Origin of the sequence: Vibrio gelatinilyticus (genome assembly GCF_022836845.1) — a bacterium.
GTDB lineage: Bacteria > Pseudomonadota > Gammaproteobacteria > Enterobacterales > Vibrionaceae > Vibrio > Vibrio gelatinilyticus.
Window position 1 is genome coordinate 128,958 of sequence record NZ_JAJNNZ010000010.1, and the last position, 17,721, is coordinate 146,678.

At 44.7% G+C, this 17,721-nt stretch carries 22 protein-coding genes; 19 read left to right on the top strand and 3 right to left on the bottom strand.

All coding sequences use genetic code 11. From position 1 onward, the window contains the following. Positions 1–61: 61 nt before the first annotated feature. The 10 genes from LNL84_RS13420 to pgpA all read left to right on the top strand — a co-directional run bounded on the left by LNL84_RS13420 (position 62) and on the right by pgpA (position 7,289). Positions 62–361, top strand: a complete 300-nt coding sequence (locus LNL84_RS13420) for a YqcC family protein (RefSeq protein ID WP_244358079.1) — start codon at positions 62–64, stop codon at positions 359–361. Then, positions 342–1,148, top strand: coding sequence for a tRNA pseudouridine(65) synthase TruC (truC, locus tag LNL84_RS13425; protein ID WP_279611028.1), 807 nt, complete (start codon positions 342–344; stop codon positions 1,146–1,148). Before LNL84_RS13420 ends, truC begins: the two co-directional genes overlap by 20 nt. Positions 1,149–1,225: 77 nt before the next feature. Then, entirely contained in the window at positions 1,226–1,675 is a 450-nt protein-coding gene (gene nrdR, locus LNL84_RS13430) for a transcriptional regulator NrdR (RefSeq protein ID WP_244358080.1), read from the top strand. A 16-nt stretch (positions 1,676–1,691) separates the two neighbouring features. Continuing rightward, positions 1,692–2,795 (top strand): bifunctional diaminohydroxyphosphoribosylaminopyrimidine deaminase/5-amino-6-(5-phosphoribosylamino)uracil reductase RibD, encoded by a 1,104-nt coding sequence (ribD, locus tag LNL84_RS13435; RefSeq protein WP_244358081.1) that lies wholly within the window; start codon positions 1,692–1,694, stop codon positions 2,793–2,795. Between the two features lie 5 nt (positions 2,796–2,800). Next, the gene (locus LNL84_RS13440) at positions 2,801–3,454 is read left to right on the top strand and encodes a riboflavin synthase (protein WP_244358082.1); all 654 of its coding nucleotides are present in this window, start codon (positions 2,801–2,803) and stop codon (positions 3,452–3,454) included. 47 nt (positions 3,455–3,501) lie between these two features. After that, complete coding sequence (ribBA, locus tag LNL84_RS13445) at positions 3,502–4,611, top strand: bifunctional 3,4-dihydroxy-2-butanone-4-phosphate synthase/GTP cyclohydrolase II (RefSeq protein WP_244358083.1); 1,110 nt, start codon at positions 3,502–3,504, stop codon at positions 4,609–4,611. 173 nt (positions 4,612–4,784) lie between these two features. Continuing rightward, positions 4,785–5,255: a 6,7-dimethyl-8-ribityllumazine synthase gene (gene ribH, locus LNL84_RS13450; protein WP_004741508.1), complete on the top strand. Its 471-nt coding sequence runs from the start codon at positions 4,785–4,787 to the stop codon at positions 5,253–5,255. Beyond that, complete coding sequence (gene nusB, locus LNL84_RS13455) at positions 5,255–5,722, top strand: transcription antitermination factor NusB (RefSeq protein ID WP_244358084.1); 468 nt, start codon at positions 5,255–5,257, stop codon at positions 5,720–5,722. The genes ribH and nusB overlap by 1 nt, the downstream gene beginning before the upstream one ends. 94 nt (positions 5,723–5,816) lie before the next feature. Continuing rightward, the gene (gene thiL, locus LNL84_RS13460; protein ID WP_244358085.1) at positions 5,817–6,785 is read left to right on the top strand and encodes a thiamine-phosphate kinase; all 969 of its coding nucleotides are present in this window, start codon (positions 5,817–5,819) and stop codon (positions 6,783–6,785) included. Continuing rightward, positions 6,786–7,289, top strand: coding sequence for a phosphatidylglycerophosphatase A (gene pgpA / locus LNL84_RS13465; RefSeq protein ID WP_244358086.1), 504 nt, complete (start codon positions 6,786–6,788; stop codon positions 7,287–7,289). It abuts the gene before it with no gap. A gap of 74 nt (positions 7,290–7,363) precedes the next feature. On the opposite strand, the gene LNL84_RS13470 is transcribed toward pgpA, so the two are convergent. After that, entirely contained in the window at positions 7,364–7,603 is a 240-nt protein-coding gene (locus tag LNL84_RS13470) for a hypothetical protein (protein WP_244358087.1), read from the bottom strand. A gap of 434 nt (positions 7,604–8,037) precedes the next feature. Between LNL84_RS13470 and LNL84_RS13475 the strand changes: the two genes are divergently transcribed. Genes LNL84_RS13475 through LNL84_RS13490 form a run of 4 tightly spaced genes read left to right on the top strand, consistent with a single transcriptional unit; the run spans position 8,038 to position 12,132 of the window. Continuing rightward, positions 8,038–9,183: an ABC transporter substrate-binding protein gene (locus LNL84_RS13475; protein ID WP_244358100.1), complete on the top strand. Its 1,146-nt coding sequence runs from the start codon at positions 8,038–8,040 to the stop codon at positions 9,181–9,183. Positions 9,184–9,193: 10 nt separating this feature from the next. Further along, complete coding sequence (locus tag LNL84_RS13480) at positions 9,194–10,903, top strand: ABC transporter permease (RefSeq protein WP_244358088.1); 1,710 nt, start codon at positions 9,194–9,196, stop codon at positions 10,901–10,903. Next, positions 10,869–11,522 carry an ATP-binding cassette domain-containing protein gene (locus LNL84_RS13485; RefSeq protein ID WP_244358089.1) on the top strand — a complete coding sequence of 218 codons (654 nt, stop codon included), beginning with the start codon at positions 10,869–10,871 and terminating at the stop codon, positions 11,520–11,522. Before LNL84_RS13480 ends, LNL84_RS13485 begins: the two co-directional genes overlap by 35 nt. Further along, positions 11,512–12,132 carry a CDP-alcohol phosphatidyltransferase family protein gene (locus LNL84_RS13490; RefSeq protein ID WP_244358090.1) on the top strand — a complete coding sequence of 207 codons (621 nt, stop codon included), beginning with the start codon at positions 11,512–11,514 and terminating at the stop codon, positions 12,130–12,132. Before LNL84_RS13485 ends, LNL84_RS13490 begins: the two co-directional genes overlap by 11 nt. A gap of 65 nt (positions 12,133–12,197) precedes the next feature. Here the strand turns inward: LNL84_RS13490 and LNL84_RS13495 are convergent, their stop codons facing one another. Both LNL84_RS13495 and LNL84_RS13500 read right to left on the bottom strand, forming a co-directional pair. Beyond that, entirely contained in the window at positions 12,198–13,229 is a 1,032-nt protein-coding gene (locus LNL84_RS13495; RefSeq protein WP_244358091.1) for an HlyD family secretion protein, read from the bottom strand. 3 nt (positions 13,230–13,232) lie between these two features. Then, positions 13,233–13,739 (bottom strand): magnesium transporter, encoded by a 507-nt coding sequence (locus LNL84_RS13500; RefSeq protein ID WP_244358092.1) that lies wholly within the window; start codon positions 13,737–13,739, stop codon positions 13,233–13,235. A 203-nt stretch (positions 13,740–13,942) separates the two neighbouring features. On the opposite strand from LNL84_RS13500, the gene LNL84_RS13505 reads away from it, so the two are divergent. The 5 genes from LNL84_RS13505 to LNL84_RS13525 all read left to right on the top strand — a co-directional run bounded on the left by LNL84_RS13505 (position 13,943) and on the right by LNL84_RS13525 (position 17,684). Next, positions 13,943–14,833, top strand: coding sequence for an acyltransferase (locus tag LNL84_RS13505; RefSeq protein WP_244358093.1), 891 nt, complete (start codon positions 13,943–13,945; stop codon positions 14,831–14,833). A gap of 213 nt (positions 14,834–15,046) precedes the next feature. Further along, positions 15,047–16,096 carry an ethylbenzene dehydrogenase-related protein gene (locus tag LNL84_RS13510; protein ID WP_244358094.1) on the top strand — a complete coding sequence of 350 codons (1,050 nt, stop codon included), beginning with the start codon at positions 15,047–15,049 and terminating at the stop codon, positions 16,094–16,096. A gap of 75 nt (positions 16,097–16,171) precedes the next feature. Then, positions 16,172–16,756: a cytochrome c3 family protein gene (locus tag LNL84_RS13515; protein ID WP_244358095.1), complete on the top strand. Its 585-nt coding sequence runs from the start codon at positions 16,172–16,174 to the stop codon at positions 16,754–16,756. A gap of 10 nt (positions 16,757–16,766) precedes the next feature. Then, a complete protein-coding gene (locus LNL84_RS13520; protein ID WP_244358096.1) occupies positions 16,767–17,177 on the top strand; it encodes a cytochrome c3 family protein in 411 nt (136 codons plus the stop codon). A 162-nt stretch (positions 17,178–17,339) separates the two neighbouring features. Further along, positions 17,340–17,684 carry a RidA family protein gene (locus LNL84_RS13525; protein WP_244358097.1) on the top strand — a complete coding sequence of 115 codons (345 nt, stop codon included), beginning with the start codon at positions 17,340–17,342 and terminating at the stop codon, positions 17,682–17,684. Positions 17,685–17,721 lie beyond the last annotated feature (37 nt).

The window sequence follows — 17,721 nt, forward strand, 5'->3', positions numbered from 1 at the left end:
TGTTGGCTAATTTTAACCACCTGATTCAAACTCTCTAACGTAATTAGAGAAGAGATAGACAATGAAACCGTTATTGAATGAGCTGGAATTGGCGCTTAAACAGTGTCAACTTTGGCAAAAAAGTGCCCCTTCTGAAGAGGCGCTGGCAAGTGAGCAACCTTTCGCGATAGATACACTTACACCCCATGAGTGGCTGCAGTGGGTCTTCATCGACCGAATGGTCGTGTTACTCAATGCAGGACAAGGGTTACCTAAGGGGTTTGAAATCACACCTTACTTTGAAGAGTGCTGGAAGCATTCTCCTCAATATGCTCCGATTTTATTAACCCTAAGAAAAATTGATGAGGTCGCCCGTGGTTGATGTTGCGCAAAGTACACTAGAAAACCAGGCTACCCCAGCTGTCGAGCTGGAGGTCCTCTATCGAGACGAATATTTTATCGCGGTCAATAAGCCCGCAGGTATGCTGGTTCACCGTTCTTGGTTAGACAAAGCCGAAACTCGCTTTGTGATGCAGACGCTACGCGACCAAATCGGTCAACATGTGTTTCCCTTACATCGCTTAGATAGACCGACTTCGGGTGTGTTACTGTTCGCATTATCAAGCGAGGTAGCGTCGAAAGCGATGCCTTTGTTTGCTAGCCAAGAAATGCAAAAAACCTATCACGCAGTAGTTCGTGGCTGGATTGAACAAGGGGATACATTAGATTACCCACTGAAAGTGGAGTTAGATAAGATCGCCGATAAATTTGCGAGCCAAGAAAAAGACGCTCAGCCGGCAGTCACAATCTACGAGCCACTAGCGGAAGTAGAGTTGCCATTGTCTACTGGTCGTTTTCCGACTAGTCGTTATTGTTTGGTTGAAATGAAGCCCAAAACCGGGCGCAAGCATCAGCTTAGAAGACACATGCACCACTTGAGTCATCCCATCATTGGAGACACTACACATGGTGATGGTCGCCATAATCGTCTTTTTAGAGAGCACTATGACGCTCATCGATTACTACTTCATGCCTCAGAGTTAAGTTTCATTCACCCATATACAAAGGATAGCGTTACCATCAAAGCCAGCTTTGATGCAATCTGGCATCATTTGATAGAGCAATTTGAATGGCAACAGTGTGAAGCCATCCAGGAATACGTTAAATAACAACCATCTTGATTTCTTAACGGAATATTTTTCGTTAGACTACAATCCAGTCAAAAAACACAATTTCAGGAGGTGTTATGCATTGTCCTTTTTGTTCTGAAAATGACACGAAAGTAATTGATTCTCGTCTGGTCGCAGATGGGCATCAGGTTCGCCGTCGCCGTCAATGCTTAGCATGCAGTGAACGCTTTACGACATTTGAAACCGCCGAACTGGTGATGCCAAAGGTTATAAAATCTAACGGCAATCGTGAGCCATTTAATAAAGAGAAAATGGTGGGTGGGATACAACGTGCGTTAGAAAAACGTCCGGTCAGTGCCGATGCCATCGAACTGGCGATCAGTCATATTGAATCGCAATTAAGAGCCACAGGTGAGCGAGAAGTTCCTAGCGATATGATTGGTAACCTTGTTATGGCGCAATTGAAAGATCTTGATAAAGTGGCCTACATTCGTTTCGCTTCTGTTTATCGAAGCTTTGAAGATATCAAAGAGTTTGGTGAAGAGATCGCCAAGCTAGCAGATTAAAGGTAATAGATTAACCATGACGGGCTTCACTGCCACCGACCGTTCGATGATGAATCGAGCAATTCAATTGGCTAAAAATGGACGTTTTACCACTTCACCTAACCCTAATGTGGGATGTGTTATTGCCGTTGAAGGTGAGATCGTAGGTGAAGGTTTTCACTTTAAGGCTGGTGAGGGGCATGCCGAAGTTCATGCTCTAGCGATGGCTAATGATAAAGCTGTCGGTGCAACGGCTTACGTTACGTTAGAACCTTGTTCTCATTACGGCCGCACACCTCCCTGTGCGCAGGGGCTCATTAATGCCAAAGTAGGCAGAGTGATCTGTGCAATGAGTGACCCAAACCCTCAAGTGGCAGGGCGAGGCTTTGATATGCTGCGTGCTGCTGGAATTGAAGTTCAAGTGGGTTTAATGGAACAACAAGCCAGAGCTCTAAACCCTGGTTTTCTTAAAAAGATGGAAACAGGATTACCGTTTGTTCAACTTAAAATGGCATCAAGCCTTGATGGTCAAACGGCTTTGGCTAATGGTCAAAGCCAGTGGATCACAGGGTCGAACGCTCGCGCAGATGTACAAGCATTTCGAGCTCAAAGTTGTGCGGTTTTGTCGACCAGTCAAACGGTGATAGAAGACAATGCTTCACTTAATGTTCGTTACAGCGAATTGCCTAGTTGGGTGCAGGAACACATCAGCGAGTCGCAACTTCGCCAACCTCAGCGTGTTATTTTAGACCGTCAAAATAGACTAAGCCCAGAGCTTAAGCTGTATCAATGTGAGGGGCAGGTTGTCCGAGTTTCTTCCCACGATGCGGATGTATTGGCTCCTGAAGTAGCAGGCCAGGGCATATGCCTAACATCCACATTGCGCAAGCTTGCTGAGAAGCAAAACATTAATCATGTATGGGTAGAGGCAGGAGCCACGTTAGCCGCAAGCTTTTTTAAAGATAAGCTGGTGGATGAACTCGTCCTGTATTTGGCACCCAAGCTGATGGGCGCAGATGGCCGAGGTTTGATTTCAGCGCTTGGTCTGTCAAACATGGAAGATGTGATAGACTTATTGGTCAAAGATGTGCGTATGGTTGGCAAAGACATCCGAATTATTGCAACTCCAGTTTATAAGTAGAAAATATGTTTACAGGAATTATCGAAGCAGTCGGAACGCTGCGAACTATCACCCCAAAAGGCGAAGACATCAGTGTGACTATTGATGCCGGCAAGCTTGATATGACCGATGTTAAGCTGGGTGACAGTATTGCCACTAATGGAGTTTGTTTAACCGTGACAGCTCTTGGTGAACAAAGTTATCAAGCCGATCTATCAGTGGAGACGCTTAAGAAAACCGGTTTTGTCGACTACAGTGCTGGCGATAAGGTAAATTTAGAGAAAGCAATGCTTCCGACCACGCGCTTCGGTGGCCACATTGTGTCAGGTCACGTTGACGCCGTTGGTGAAGTTGTGGAGCGAAATCAGGTTGGCCGTTCAATCGAGTTTTGGATTCAGCTCCCCGAGCAATTGAGCAAATACGTTGCCGAAAAAGGGTCTATTACTGTTGATGGTATTAGCTTGACGGTTAATGATTTGAGAAAAAATGGCTTTAAATTGACCATAGTGCCGCATACGACATCGGAAACCACCATCGATGCATTCCAGGTTGGTCGTAAAGTAAACCTGGAAGTTGACGTTTTAGCTCGTTATATGGAAAGGCTGTTGCACGCGCAGTCACCGAGTGAACCAGAATCTCGGATTTCAATGGAATTCTTACAACAAAATGGATTTGCTTAATACGTTAAGCCTATCGAATTAAAACAGATAAAGAACAGGAACGTGAAATGCCAATTAGCACCCCACAGGAAATTGTTGAAGACATTCGCCTAGGAAAAATGGTCATTCTTATGGATGACGAAGATCGTGAAAATGAAGGCGATCTGATCATGGCAGCAGAGCATATTACCCCTGAAGCGATCAATTTTATGGCCACACACGGTCGTGGTCTTATTTGCCTGACCATGACGAAGTCTCGTTGTGAAAACCTTGGTTTACCACCAATGGTGCAAGACAACAATGCTCAGTTCACGACTAATTTTACCGTTTCGATTGAAGCCGCCGAAGGTGTGACGACGGGCATTTCTGCTGCTGACCGAGCACAGACCGTACTGGCAGCGGTTGCTAAAGACGCCAAAGCAGCTGACTTGGTTCAGCCTGGGCACATTTTCCCACTAACAGCTCAAGAGGGAGGCGTGCTCACTCGCGCTGGACATACCGAAGCCGGCTGTGACTTGGCGCGTCTCGCTGGTTTAGAGCCAGCGTCAGTGATTGTAGAGATCCTCAATGACGACGGTTCTATGGCTCGCCGCCCAGATCTAGAAGTGTTTGCTCAAAAGCACGGTGTAAAACTGGGCACCATTGCCGATCTTATCGAGTATCGCAATAATACCGAAACAACCATTGAACGAGTGGCCGAGTGTCATTTACCAACCGAGTTTGGCGAATTTAACTTGGTGACCTATCGTGACACGATCGACAATCAAATTCATTACGCACTGTGTAAAGACAGCGATGACTCACAAGCACCTTTGGTGCGTGTTCACCTACAAAACACGTTTACTGACATCTTGCACTCTAACCGCAATGTTGATCGTAGCTGGAGCTTGGACAAAGCCATGAAGCGCATTGGCACAGAAGGTGGTGTTCTGGTTCTGCTTGGCAATGAAGAAACCACAGAATCGATTATCCACACAATCAAAGTATTTGAGCAGCAAGATAAAGGCCAAGCGCCAACTATGGCGAAGAAGCAGGGCACATCACGACGCGTTGGTGTGGGCTCGCAAATCCTCGCGGACCTAGGTGTTCATGATATGCGTCTCTTATCTTCTGCAGATAAAAAGTACCATGCTCTGGGTGGCTTTGGACTTAATGTTGTTGAATACGTGAGCAAGTAAGTCTCAGAAGGGGCTTGATTTTATTCCAGTTGCTTAAGATATCGCTTGTGGGCAGATAATGCCGAGCAAGCGATTAAGTGCTATTAGCTGGGCTTGGCTATAGATATTAATAATTGAGTTATGCTAGAATCCGTCGATTCTCGCGTGATGAACATAGTTTATAAGGAAAGTATATGAAGGTTATCGAGGGTGGCTTCCCTGCTCCAAATGCAAAGATCGCTATCGTAATTGCTCGTTTTAACAGCTTTATTAACGAAAGTTTGCTGTCTGGTGCTATCGATACTTTGAAACGTCACGGTCAGGTGAGTGAAGACAACATTACTGTTGTTCGTTGCCCTGGCGCAGTTGAGTTACCACTTGTGGCTCAACGTGTTGCGAAAACAGGTAAATTCGACGCGATCGTATCTTTAGGTACCGTAATTCGTGGCGGAACACCACATTTTGACTATGTTTGTAGTGAGTGTAATAAAGGTCTTGCACAAGTGTCTCTGGAATATAGCCTTCCAGTTGCGTTTGGTGTTTTGACTGTTGATACCATCGATCAAGCTATCGAGCGCGCCGGAACCAAGGCTGGTAATAAAGGTGCAGAGGCTGCACTGAGTGCGCTCGAAATGATCAACGTTCTTTCTGAAATCGATTCCTAATGGGGGCCAGTGTGAAACCAGCCGCACGTCGTAATGCACGTCAGTTTGCTTTGCAAGCAATTTATTCATGGCAAATTACCAAAGAAAATGTTGCCACAATTGAAGAACAATTCTTGTCTGGCGGTAAGTATGATGAAGAAGAGCATCATGCGGCAGAGCCAGCACTGACGGCTCCGGAAACTGACGTTGGATATTTCCGTGATCTCCTAACGGGTGTTGCGTTGAGTCACACAGAATTAGACAGTAAGTTGCGCCCATTTGTATCACGTCCAATGCAAGATTTGGATATGATGGAATTGGCTCTTTTACGCCTAGCAATGTACGAAATGACTCGTCGTGAAGACGTACCTTACAAAGTTGTTATCAACGAAGCTATTGAGCTTGCGAAAGTATTCGCGGCTGAAGATAGCCACAAGTTCGTTAATGGTGTACTTGACAAGGCTGCGCCGCACGTACGTAAAAAGTAATTCGTTACAGTTAATTACACCAAAAAAGGTCAGCAATTTGCTGGCCTTTTTTATATACTCAATCCACCAAAGTTGCTCTGTATTAAAGCCTGATATGCCCGGTGAATTTAACTTAATCGAAACCTACTTTTCCAATCAGCAAGCCAATCGAGATGATGTCGTGTTGGGTCAAGGAGACGACTGCGCATTAGTGAGTCCTCCAGCCGACTGCTACATCGCCATCAGTACAGATACACTCGTCTGTGGTACGCACTTTCTTGCTAGCGCTTGCCCTGCCGATATCGCTCATAAGGCCCTAGCTTCGAACTTGAGTGACCTTGCAGCAATGGGAGCGACACCCGCATGGGTCTCTATGGGTATCTCTATGCCAGAGGTCAATGAGCCTTGGTTAGCTTCTTTTTGTGGCGCATTTTTTGAACTAGCCAACCAGCATGACATCCAACTGATTGGCGGCGACACAACCAAAGGACCCTTGACGATAACACTAACAGTTCAGGGCTTTGTACCTATAGGACAGGCATTAACTCGAGGTCAAGCTCGGGACGGGGATGGTATCTATGTTACAGGAACACTCGGTGATGCGAAGGCAGGACTTGATATTATTCTCAAAACGCGATTGTCGATGCAGGCAGATATCAATCAAACGTTAGAAAAGCGTCATTATCGCTCAACACCGCAGATTTTCGCAGGTACACAGCTTAGAGGCATCGCATCAGCGGCGATTGATATCTCTGATGGTCTCATTGCTGATTTGGGGCATATTTTATCTCGTTCACAGCGTGGGGCAATCATCGACACCGAGCAGCTACCCATATCGAATGAGCTTCTTCATTTCGCTCAAAGTGACATATTGGCACGGCAATATGCACTGACAAGTGGAGAAGAATATCAATTATGCTTTACCGTACCACAGCAACATCAACAGAAACTGGAACAGCAGTTGGCCGGGATCCCATATTCACGGATAGGTCAGATCACCAATTCAGGGCACATCGTTTTGCATGAACAGGGGTGTGAGGTGGATTGGGAGTTGGCTGGCTATGATCACTTTAAGGACCATTAAATGACAAATCCAATTAGCTTACTTTCAATGAAAAACCCGTGGCACTTATTAGCGACAGGTTTCGGTAGTGGTTTATCGCCAATCATTCCGGGCACCATGGGAACCTTAGCATCAATTCCACTGTATTTGTTGCTTGTTCAATTGCCGTTGCCCGCGTATTTAATTTTAGTTGCGGTAAGTTGTATTGTCGGTATTAAGATCTGCCAAGTGGCTTCCGATGATATGGGTGTACACGATCATGGTGGCATCGTATGGGATGAATTTGCAGGTTTTTGGATCACTATGAGCATCGTGCCGTTGTTCAACTTGCCCCCAACAGAGTGGAAGTGGTTACTGACAGGATTCGTACTATTTCGCTTTTTTGATATGGTGAAACCGTGGCCTATTGGTTGGTTAGACAAACGTGTTCACGGTGGGCTAGGGATCATGCTAGATGATATCGTTGCAGGTGCGATGGCTGGTATCGTTTTGTTTGCTGTTGGTAAACTTGCTGGTTGGATGTAGCTATTAATACAATTCAGAACAATAAAAAAGGCTAAGTATCTACTTAGCCTTTTTTATTGTTCTGAATCGATCGGTTAATCAAGCTGCCTTGAGACAATTTTACAACAGCGAGTTTCTTCGTCTAATAAGAATGAGAGCGCATGGGTGTGGTAGTGATTACCACTCCTCCAAATCATTTCGCCAAACATTTGGCAAAGCTCGATATCGGAAATTGAACCACGCATCTCACGGTAGGCAAAAGCGGATATCACTTTTTGTTGGATGCTTTCTGGGCATGATTCGACACGCCAACGACTCACATGAATATCGGGCAAAACACTCTCCTTGTGGTTACCAAGCAATCAATGAGTTACTAAACTACCATCAAATTTGAGATGTTCAAGTTGATCTTGGTCACGTTTATACCTGCATTGTGTTACATTAATGTTAACTCGTTGTTTGTTAGGGGAAGATTCTGGTAATTGCATTAAAATGATTTTTGCCAACAATACCGAGAAGTACGTGAACAACGTTTTCGTCTTCTTTGTGTAGGGGTGAAATTTATATCGTTTTAAACGGGTCTTTTGCCAGATGAATAGTTTCTGTTATTGCTAAAGTCACCGCAAACAGACTTACTATCTAGATGATCACTAAAGGATAGTATGTTTGAACTATTCTTTTACAATATGAGAACTTAATGGATATTTGGCCAAGCAAGAAGCCAAACAATTTTTTGGATGAATGGATGAATGGATGAATGGATGACATGATGAAGAAACTAGCTAGTTTTTGGGCAATCGCCGCCGCTCTTTTGAGCTTTAATGCGCTGGCATCAAATTGGTCGCAGATAGAGGAGCAAGCAAAAGGACAGACAGTCTACTTCCATGCATGGGGAGGCAGTCAAGAAATCAATCGCTATATCCAATGGGCGGGAGGTGAGCTCAATAGACAATATGGCGTAACGCTTAAACACGTAAAAGTTACTGATATCTCAGAAACAACGACGCGATTGATTGCTGAGAAAGCGGCAGGGAAAAACAGTGGTGGCAGTGTTGATATGGTCTGGATTAATGGCGAGAACTTTAAATCGATGAAGGGAAACCAATTGTTGTTTGGCCCGTTTGTCACTCAATTACCCAACTGGCGTCTAGTTGATAAGTCTTTACCTGTTACAGAGGATTTTTCAGAGCCAACCGATGGTCTTGAAGCTCCATGGGGTGTGGGTCAATTAGTTTTTATATATGACGAGCAACAGTTAAATAATCCTCCAGCAACATTTACAGAGCTGCTCAGTTACGCTAAAGCTTTCCCCAATAGGCTAAGCTATCCAAAGCCACCAGAGTTTCATGGCACGAGCTTTCTGAAAGCATTACTGATTGATTTAACGCAGAACGATCCTGCGTTGGCAAAGGATGTGAGTGAGGCTGACTTTGCTGGCGTGACTCAAGCTTTGTGGCAATACCTTGATCAGTTCCACAAAGTGGCTTGGCGTGGTGGTAAGCAGTTTCCCGCAGGTACATCCGAAACTATTCAATTACTTGATGACGGGCAGATAGATCTTGCTATTACTTTTAACCCTAACGCAGTATTTTCGGCTCAATCGGTTGGCAACCTGGCAGAGTCGACGAAAGCTTATGCGCTAGACAGTGGTGCTTTATCCAATATCCATTTTCTTGCGATTCCTTGGAATGCTAAAGCAAGTGCCGGTGCACAGGTAGCGATTAACTTTTTATTGAGCCCTGAGGCCCAATCTCGAAAAGGGGATACCCAAGTATGGGGTGACCCATCAATATTGAGCAGTCAATATCTAACAGGCAGTGCAAAAAATACCATCCAATTTAAATCGGTTTCTGAGCCTCACCCAAGTTGGCAAGGTGCTTTAGAAGCAGAATGGCAAAAACGCTACGGCCAATAAGTCAGTGATTATGCTCAGAGCCCTATATTTAGTTGTTATAGCGCTATGCTCACTCCCACTGATACCGGGGATAGTGGGAGTGTTCGCCTCAGCTTTTAGTTATATTCCACCCATCGGACTTGAAAACGTGTCTACTGATGCGTTCACTCAAGCTCTGCACTGGCCGGGAGTTGAACATTCTATTGGTTTGACAGTTAGCACGTCCCTGCTGAGCAGTTACTTAGCGTGCTTGATCACCTTCATCATACTGCAAAGTACTTGGCGCAGTGCGTTTTGGCGAAAAGTTGAATGGCTATTGTCCCCTTTGTTAGCCATGCCTCATGTCGCTTTTGCTATTGGTTTTGCGTTTTTATTCGCACCAACAGGAATGGGAGCAAGGGTGCTTTTTCACTGGTTTGGTTATCAGGCTGATCCTCAGGCTGTTGGAGATATGGCGTGGTTCGTTAAAGACCCGTACTCTTTGGGGTTAACGTTGATGTTGGCTCTAAAGGAAATCCCTTTTCTACTAATAATGAGTATTCCGGTGCTTCAGCATTTAAACGTTAGCGAGAGCGAAAAGGTGAGTGCATCGTTAGGTTATAATCGCTGGCAAACCTGGTGGAAGTGCCTTTTTCCGCAATGGTTAAACAAAATGCGCTTCCCTATGTTGGCGGTAGTGGCTTATAGCGTCTCTGTGGTGGATGTAGCTCTGATTATCGGCCCAACCAACCCACCAACTTTCGCAGTACTAGTATGGCAGTGGTTTAATGAGCCTGACCTATCATTATTACCACGGGCAGCGGCGGGTGCCTTGATTTTGTTTGTCATCGCCAGTTTGCTGATAGGAGTGGTACGAGGCGTTGAATATCTTTTACTGGTGCGTTACCGAACTTGGCTTTCAAGTGGCAGGGTGGGGTATGTATTGCCAGGTAAGGGGCTATTCATTTCTCTATCTATACTCACCATGGTCATGGTCCCACTAACGTTAATTTGGAGTGTCGCACAACGTTGGCGATTTCCCGACTTGTTACCCAGTCAGTACAGTTTGCGCTTTTGGCAATATGAGTGGCAAGGCATTAGCAGCGCTATAGGTAATAGCATGTTGTTGGGTATTGTTAGTGCCACGGTTGCGTTGTTCTTAGCCATCATAGCTCATGAATATCGCTTGAGAACTAAGTGGCAGATCCCGGGCTATGTGATAGCGATTCCTATGCTGGTGCCTCAGCTATCGATTTTATTCGGTCTTCAAATAGCCACGTTATACCTTAAGGCTGATGCTTATTTTATCTGGGTTATCTGGGCGCATGTTTTCTTTGCGTTTCCATTTGTGTATTTGTCATTAGATGGCCCTTGGCGGGCGTTTAATTCTCGCCTAATGATCGTTGCTTCTAGTTTGGGGAAAACACCTTTTCAAGCATGGATAAAGGTAAAATTACCCTTGTTGTTCCCAGCGGTCGTGTTTGCCTGGGCAATTGGTGTTAGTGTCAGTCTTGCACAATATCTGCCGACCTTAATGTTAGGAGCGGGAAGAATTGCCACGGTGACTACAGAAGCCGTAGCATTATCGAGCGGTTTTGACCGACGGGTCACGGCAATATATGCGATCTGGCAAGCCCTGTTACCACTGCTATTCTTTTTTATTGCGGTATTACTAAGTCGTTTACACAGTAGTTATCGCCGTTTCTCTATTAGGGTTGTATTTTCAAATGACACTGCGTCTCAAAAACATCGCCATCCATAAAACGGATGGCTCGACACTGCTTTCGAATTTCTCACTTAAAGTTGAAAATGGGGAAATCATGACCTTGATGGGGCCGAGTGGCTGCGGGAAGTCGACACTGCTTGATGTCATTGCCGGTCACCTAGCATCTGACTTTCAATACAGTGGAACGATAGAGATTAACGGCAAAGCAATTGATTCGCTCCCCGCCCATCAAAGGGGAGTTGGGATACTATTTCAAGATGACTTATTGTTTCCACATCTCAATGTTTGGGAGAATCTAGCGTTTGCACTTCCAGAAAGCGTATCAGGAGATGACAGAAAGCAGCAGGCTCTCACCGCTCTTTCAAATGTATCATTGTCTGAACTTGCTAATGCGTATCCAGAGCAGATATCCGGTGGGCAAAGGGCGAGAATTAGCTTAATTCGTATGCTACTAGCGAAGCCCAAAGTTGCATTGCTTGATGAGCCATTTAGTAAACTAGATACAGAGCTTAGGGTTCAATTTCGTCAATGGGTTGTAGAACAATTATTGCGAGAGAATATCCCAACGTTACTGGTGACGCACGATAAAGACGATGTGCCGGCAGGAAGCCCAGTATTCAACTGGCCAAAAGAGGGAGCAGTACATGCTAGATAGTATCAGCATCAAAGTTATTCGCTGGCCCCTCAATCAGCTGGCCAAAGTGGCCCACCGCTGGAGCTTCACTGCGAATCAAGTGACGGTATTTGGTTTTATCGTTGGTTGTTTTGCGTTGCCAGCTATCGCCTTTGAATACTACCTTATGGGTTTATTGTTGATTGTCATCAATCGTATTTGTGATGGACTCGATGGTGCTTTAGCTCGCATACAAGGGATCACCGACGCGGGTGGGTTTCTTGATATCAGTTTGGACTTTGTGTTTTATTCCCTGATTCCGTTTAGTTTTGTTGTCGCCAATCCTGAAAGCAATGCGATTGCCGGTGCGTTTTTGATTTTTTCTTTTATTGGTACAGGAACCAGTTTTTTAGCTTTTGCCATTATGGCCGGTAAGAGAGGGATCGAAAATCCCATATATAAACACAAGTCGCTGTATTACATGAGTGGTTTGACGGAAGGCACTGAAACGATTGCTTGCTTCGTCGCTTTTTGTTTGTTTCCTGAGTCTTTTGCTATGATCGCTTATGTATTTGCTGCTGCTTGTTGGTTCACCACCGCAACGCGGATTTACTACGGCTTTACTACCTTGCGAGCGCAGTCAAATGCTTAATGAAAAGGAAGTCGTTGCTGACTTCCTTTTATCTTAGTGGGGTATTCAAGCAAAGCAAACGTAGGCTAAAGTGCCGATAGATACGATTTGTATGATTTTAGTCGCACTGTCGCGCCACCAATAATGTCCATAAAACCAAGCATTGGGTGTGGCTTTTTCGCAGAGACCCAGCCAGAGCCTGTGGCACCGATGGGTATGTTGTAACCCTCAGGTTCATCGAACTCAATAATAATGGTGCGGCCATGAGAGCCCATGTTATTACCAACATGTCGGCGAACATGTTGCGAGCCATTTAACACCGATACCTGTGCTTCACCGGTACCCGTTGTCAAGCTGTGGACTCTTCCTCTGAAAATCTCTCCCGGATACGCATCAACGTAGAACTCTGCAAACTGGCCAACCTCGATACCAGAGTATGTTTGATCAGCAATGCGCATTTCGACGAACTTTTTATTGGTGTCGTATAGGTGCATGTTACCAATACGAGTACCGTTGACAATATTGGTAATAGACAGTTGCCCATCAAAAGGCGCTCTAATTTCACGACGTTCATTCTGCCATTTTGCAGTGGCAATCTGGGCGTCGATGTTTAAGATCTGAGCATTAACAGAAGCAATCTGAGCCTGAGTTGATTCGATGCTGGTGCGCAGGTCATCACGCTGTGAGTCCTGCGCAAAATCGTCAAGTTTCTCAAGACGAACAAGATGCTTTCTATCGTTGTCAATTTTATAGGTTAGAGCCAGAATTTCCGCTTGTGAGGCTTTCTTCTGGGCCGCTAAGCTTTCTAGTTGAGATTCGGTATCTTCAGTGCGTAAGGTGTAGATCAAATCACCTTTGTTCACTTTTTGGTTGTGTGATACGTAAACGTGTTCGACCTCTTGACCTACCAGCGGGCTAAGCACGGCGTGCGGTGCTTTCACGGTGGTACTATCTGTTAAATCGGCAGGTGACCAGAAACGGTGGGCAGTAAAAAGCGCTAATGCCAACGCAATACCAATACCAATGATGATGACCGCATTGCGTAAGGTCCAACGCACAACGCCTGTTTTTACCAATATCCAGCAAATGAGCACATAGGGCAGCATGATCTCTTTCATGGTTTACGCCTCACTTTTTTCTATGGGTTCACGGCCGTTGCGAATGATGTTGGACAAGCCAGCGGATAGAACATCCCATCGTGCAAATGCGATAATGATGGCAAGAACCCACCACGTTTTGTCGATAAATAGCCCACAAAGTGATAAAGCAAAAACGATTTGCGTATGTGCACTCGACATAGCGGCGGCGCGGTGAACAGCAACTTCGTGTAAGCACCAGAAAAGGTAAACAACATAGACGAGTATGGCGACGGTAACGAAGAAGACAAAGCCCATAAACACTTCAGAATCGAGTAGCTTCACTATGGTTGGGTAACCATTACTGAAATAGCTTTCTGGTAAGTCTTTACCGTGGATGGCACCCAGTTTAGAGAGAGCGACAGAGGCCCCCACCAAAATGGCCATGCCGACAATGAGCTTAAAAATGTAGAGTAAGGTGGTTTTGGCTATCCGTATGATTTTGTTTCCGCCAGCGTCCTTGGGCAGAGTTTCATGGTTATTGTGTGTCATAGCTGGAACTGCCTTTATTGATAATTCTGCACACACAATACAATTTGTAGGAATTTTTATGGAATAACCCATATTCCTTTGCGTGAAAGTGAAAGTGATCCTCGCTGAGTTTCTGGTAACACTGGCACGACCATAGGAATTAACGTTAGTTGATGCTTACGTAAAACGGTATACTGCCTTTTTTTTGTAACCTGCTGTTAATCATGTTTGAAAATTTACGTTTAGTGACGTTTGTATTGTTCGTCACAATTAATACTGCTGTTACCGCACTTGTTGTGTCTTTACTTGCCCTGATTAAGATCTTACTGCCCTTTTCATTTGTAAAAAAAGCGCTAACACAGTTAGCGAATAAGCAGTTTTGGTTGTGGGCGACATGCAACTTTAAAATGCTGAATTTTAACAATCGTATCAACTGGACGATCGAGACCGACGACTCTTTGTCAAAAGAGCAATGGTATTTGATGATGTCTAATCACGTAAGTTGGTCGGATATCGTTATTTTGTCTTGTGTACTGAAAGACGAAATTCCTGCGACTAAGTTCTTCCTCAAGCATGATTTATTGTATGTTCCTTTTGTGGGTCTCGCTTGTTGGGGCCTAGATATGCCTTTTATGAAGCGCCACTCTCGCGAGTACCTGCTACGTCACCCTGAACGACGTAATGATGACTTTGATGCGATTCACAAAGCTTGTGATAAGTTCAGGCTAGCACCCACCACGCTGGTTAATTTTGTGGAAGGGACACGAGCAAGCCAAGATAAATTGGCAACGGCAAAAACGCCTTATAGGCACTTGTTGAAACCCAAGACTGGCGGCTTAGCGTTTGCTCTAAATGCAATGGGCGATATGTTGGATGGCATTGTAGACGTAACATTGGCCTATCCCGAAAACCAAGAATCACCATTCATTGATATGTTAAAAGGTAAACTAACCCGCGTTGTTGTACGTGTTAAGGTTTACCCAATGGATGAAAACGTTTCCGGTGATTATTTCAAAGACAAGCAGTTCAAACGTCATTTTCATAAGTGGCTAAATAACGTATGGCAAGAGAAAGACGACTACCTTACCAGTATTGAAAACAATCAAAAACGTTAGTTAACTATCCTAAATAGCGTAATTATAAAGAGGGGATGACAATAGCAGTCATCCCCTTTTTTGATCCATATTGGCGATATAGATGTTGCTTTGACTCACAGTTTGTGTGGTTAATATTCACACTGTCTACCTATGTGATGGGGATCAAGCAAAAGCCGAAATTTGCTACCTATTCTTATGATATTCGATATGAATAGGCATCAGGAGATCGCTATGAAACATTCATTTATCGCCGTCAGCACAATCCTTGCGCTGACCACCTTACCTGTTGGATTCGCTCAAGCTAAGGGCAAAGTCTTGGAAAGCAGTAAAGCTGCAACGGAAGTTACCATAGACGGTCAAACTGAAGCCGTTTGGGAGGAAGCAAAGGCGTTAACGGTGAAAGTCAATAAACTCCCCTATAAACCGAATAACGGTTACGAAGGTATTAAGAAAACCAGCGTTGAATTGAAATCTCTGTATGACGATGAATACATCTATTTTCTCGTGACTTATGCCGACCCGACCAAAAGTATCGACCGCTTCCCTTGGATAAAACAAAAAGATGGAACATGGAAGCAACTCATGAATAAAGACTCGACCGGTCATGATAATACCTACTATGAAGATAAGTTCGCAATGTATTGGGATATCAATGCAACGGGTTTTGCCGAAAAAGGTTGTAATGCGGCATGTCACAGAGCTAAAGATGGTATGAATGCGGGCCAAAAAGACAAAAACCCTGCACGTAAATACACCAAGGTAGAAGGTGAATTTATTGATATGTGGCACTGGAAAGGGGTGAGAACTGCCGTCCACAATCAATTAGATGATCAATACGTTGACAGTAATACCAACCCGAAAGAGAACAAGGGCTGGGGGCGTAAAGGAGACAGCAAAACCGGTGGTGGTTACGTGAATAACATTAAAGATGGTCAACCAGCCTATGTTGCCGCCAATCTTACTGACGAAACCTTGTTAATACTGGATTCAGAGAAGCAGCCGTTTACTGCTGATTACGACAAAACCGATCGTATTCCAGGCCTTACAGGCAAACCTTTTACCGGTTCTCGCGGTGACATTGAAGTTGGCGCTGTATGGGAAGACGGTGTTTGGACTCTGGAAATGAAACGTAAGCTAGTAACCACCGGTGAAAATGCTGAGACGCAAGATGTACAGTTTAAAGACTTAAGCAAAGCTTATCCGTTTGGCGTTGCTGTGTTTGATAACTCTCAAATCAATCACATCTTCCACCGTGGTGTGCTCAACCTAGAATTTAAATAGGTAACAATGATAGGGCTGGCTAAAACCAGCCCTTTATTCATGGTGGGACATGTTAAATCTTAGGAAGCTTCGCTTATGAGAAGTAATCGGTACTTGGGAATATTCGTTGGACTTTGGTTGGGAGTACTGAGCCTGTCAGTGCCAGCGTATCTGTACGCTACAACGATACTGGAATACCCTCTAGCGAGCTTTGACTCTCAGCTTTCAACGGAAAATAACTTGTCAGTCATCGAAAAAGAGAACCGACGATGCATTCGCTGTCATCAAAAAAAACGCTTGCTAAAAGGCATCGAGGCGATCACTTCAGTTGGAGTACACGCCAGCGCAAAGTTCTATGACAATTGTTCAGCATGCCACAGCAATAAGGGGCATCACCCAAAAGATGACGCTTTTCCAAATGTAATCCCTTTTGACAACCATGCGAATCTATCCGCTTTTGAGCAGAATGAACGTTGTATTGCGTGCCATTCACCCGCCAGTCTAAGAGACAGCGAGTGGACGCATGATGTTCACGTCAACAAAATGGTGTGTTCAACGTGCCATAGTCTTCATCAAGATGTAGACCCCTTTAGGGGCATTAGCAAAGCTTTTCGTATAGGTTTATGTGCTACATGCCACGAGAAAATTCAGCGTGATATGCATACCAACGGTCAGTGGTAAGGAGGAAGGGATGACAATAATAAAATATCTGGTAACACTGACTCTCGCTATGACATGCTTAGCAGTCTTGGCTGATGATCTGCCAAATCCAAAGCAGGACAACCTAGCCAACTTCCATTTACTTGATGAAACATGCGCAGGGCAATGTCACGAAGATGAATCACCTTCCGATGATTTAGAGTTTGAGTATAGTAGCTGTGTAGAATGTCATGACAGTCTGGCAAATCTGGAAGGGCCTCAGCACAATATTAAGCACCAAGAAAGTGAATCAATGGAGTGTGTCGAGTGCCATATCCCCCACGAAGAGGTTGCTGCTAAAGATATTTGTACAGACTGTCACGATGAAGACGATGAAGAACTCAGTGAGTTCTACTCTCTGCGTCTAGAGCGCTACCTGCATTTGCCCTGGCATCATAGATAGCTTTCGACTTCGCTTATGTCGCTTGAATTCTTGATAAGCATCTCTAGTTCAAAAGGAATTTTCTGGAATAGATTGCAGCATAAAGTGATTCGGCATTATCATTCCAAACTTGTTGTTGCCTCACAGTCATATTGAGGTATGTTCGGTATCAAAGGTAAGCGAATGATTGAAAGAAAAGAAACAAAACAGCGAATGAGCCGTGCGGTAATCCATAATGGTACCGTTTATTTTTGTGGGCAAGTAGCGAAAGATTCAACCAAGGACATCACTCATCAAACAACGACCATGCTTGAGAAGGTTGACGAGTTATTAGAAAGTGTCGGCTCTAGCCGTGAAAAGCTACTTTCAGCAACCATTTACGTAAAGACCATGGATGACTTTAAAGCCATGAATGAGGTTTGGGACAACTGGGTTCCAGAAGGTCACGCGCCTGCCAGAGCCTGCGTAGAGGCCAGTATGGCTCGAGAAGAGTTGTTGGTGGAAATCTCTGTCGTTGCCGCAGTTTGATTATATTGCCGAATAACAAAGCCCTAACGTTGTGAAC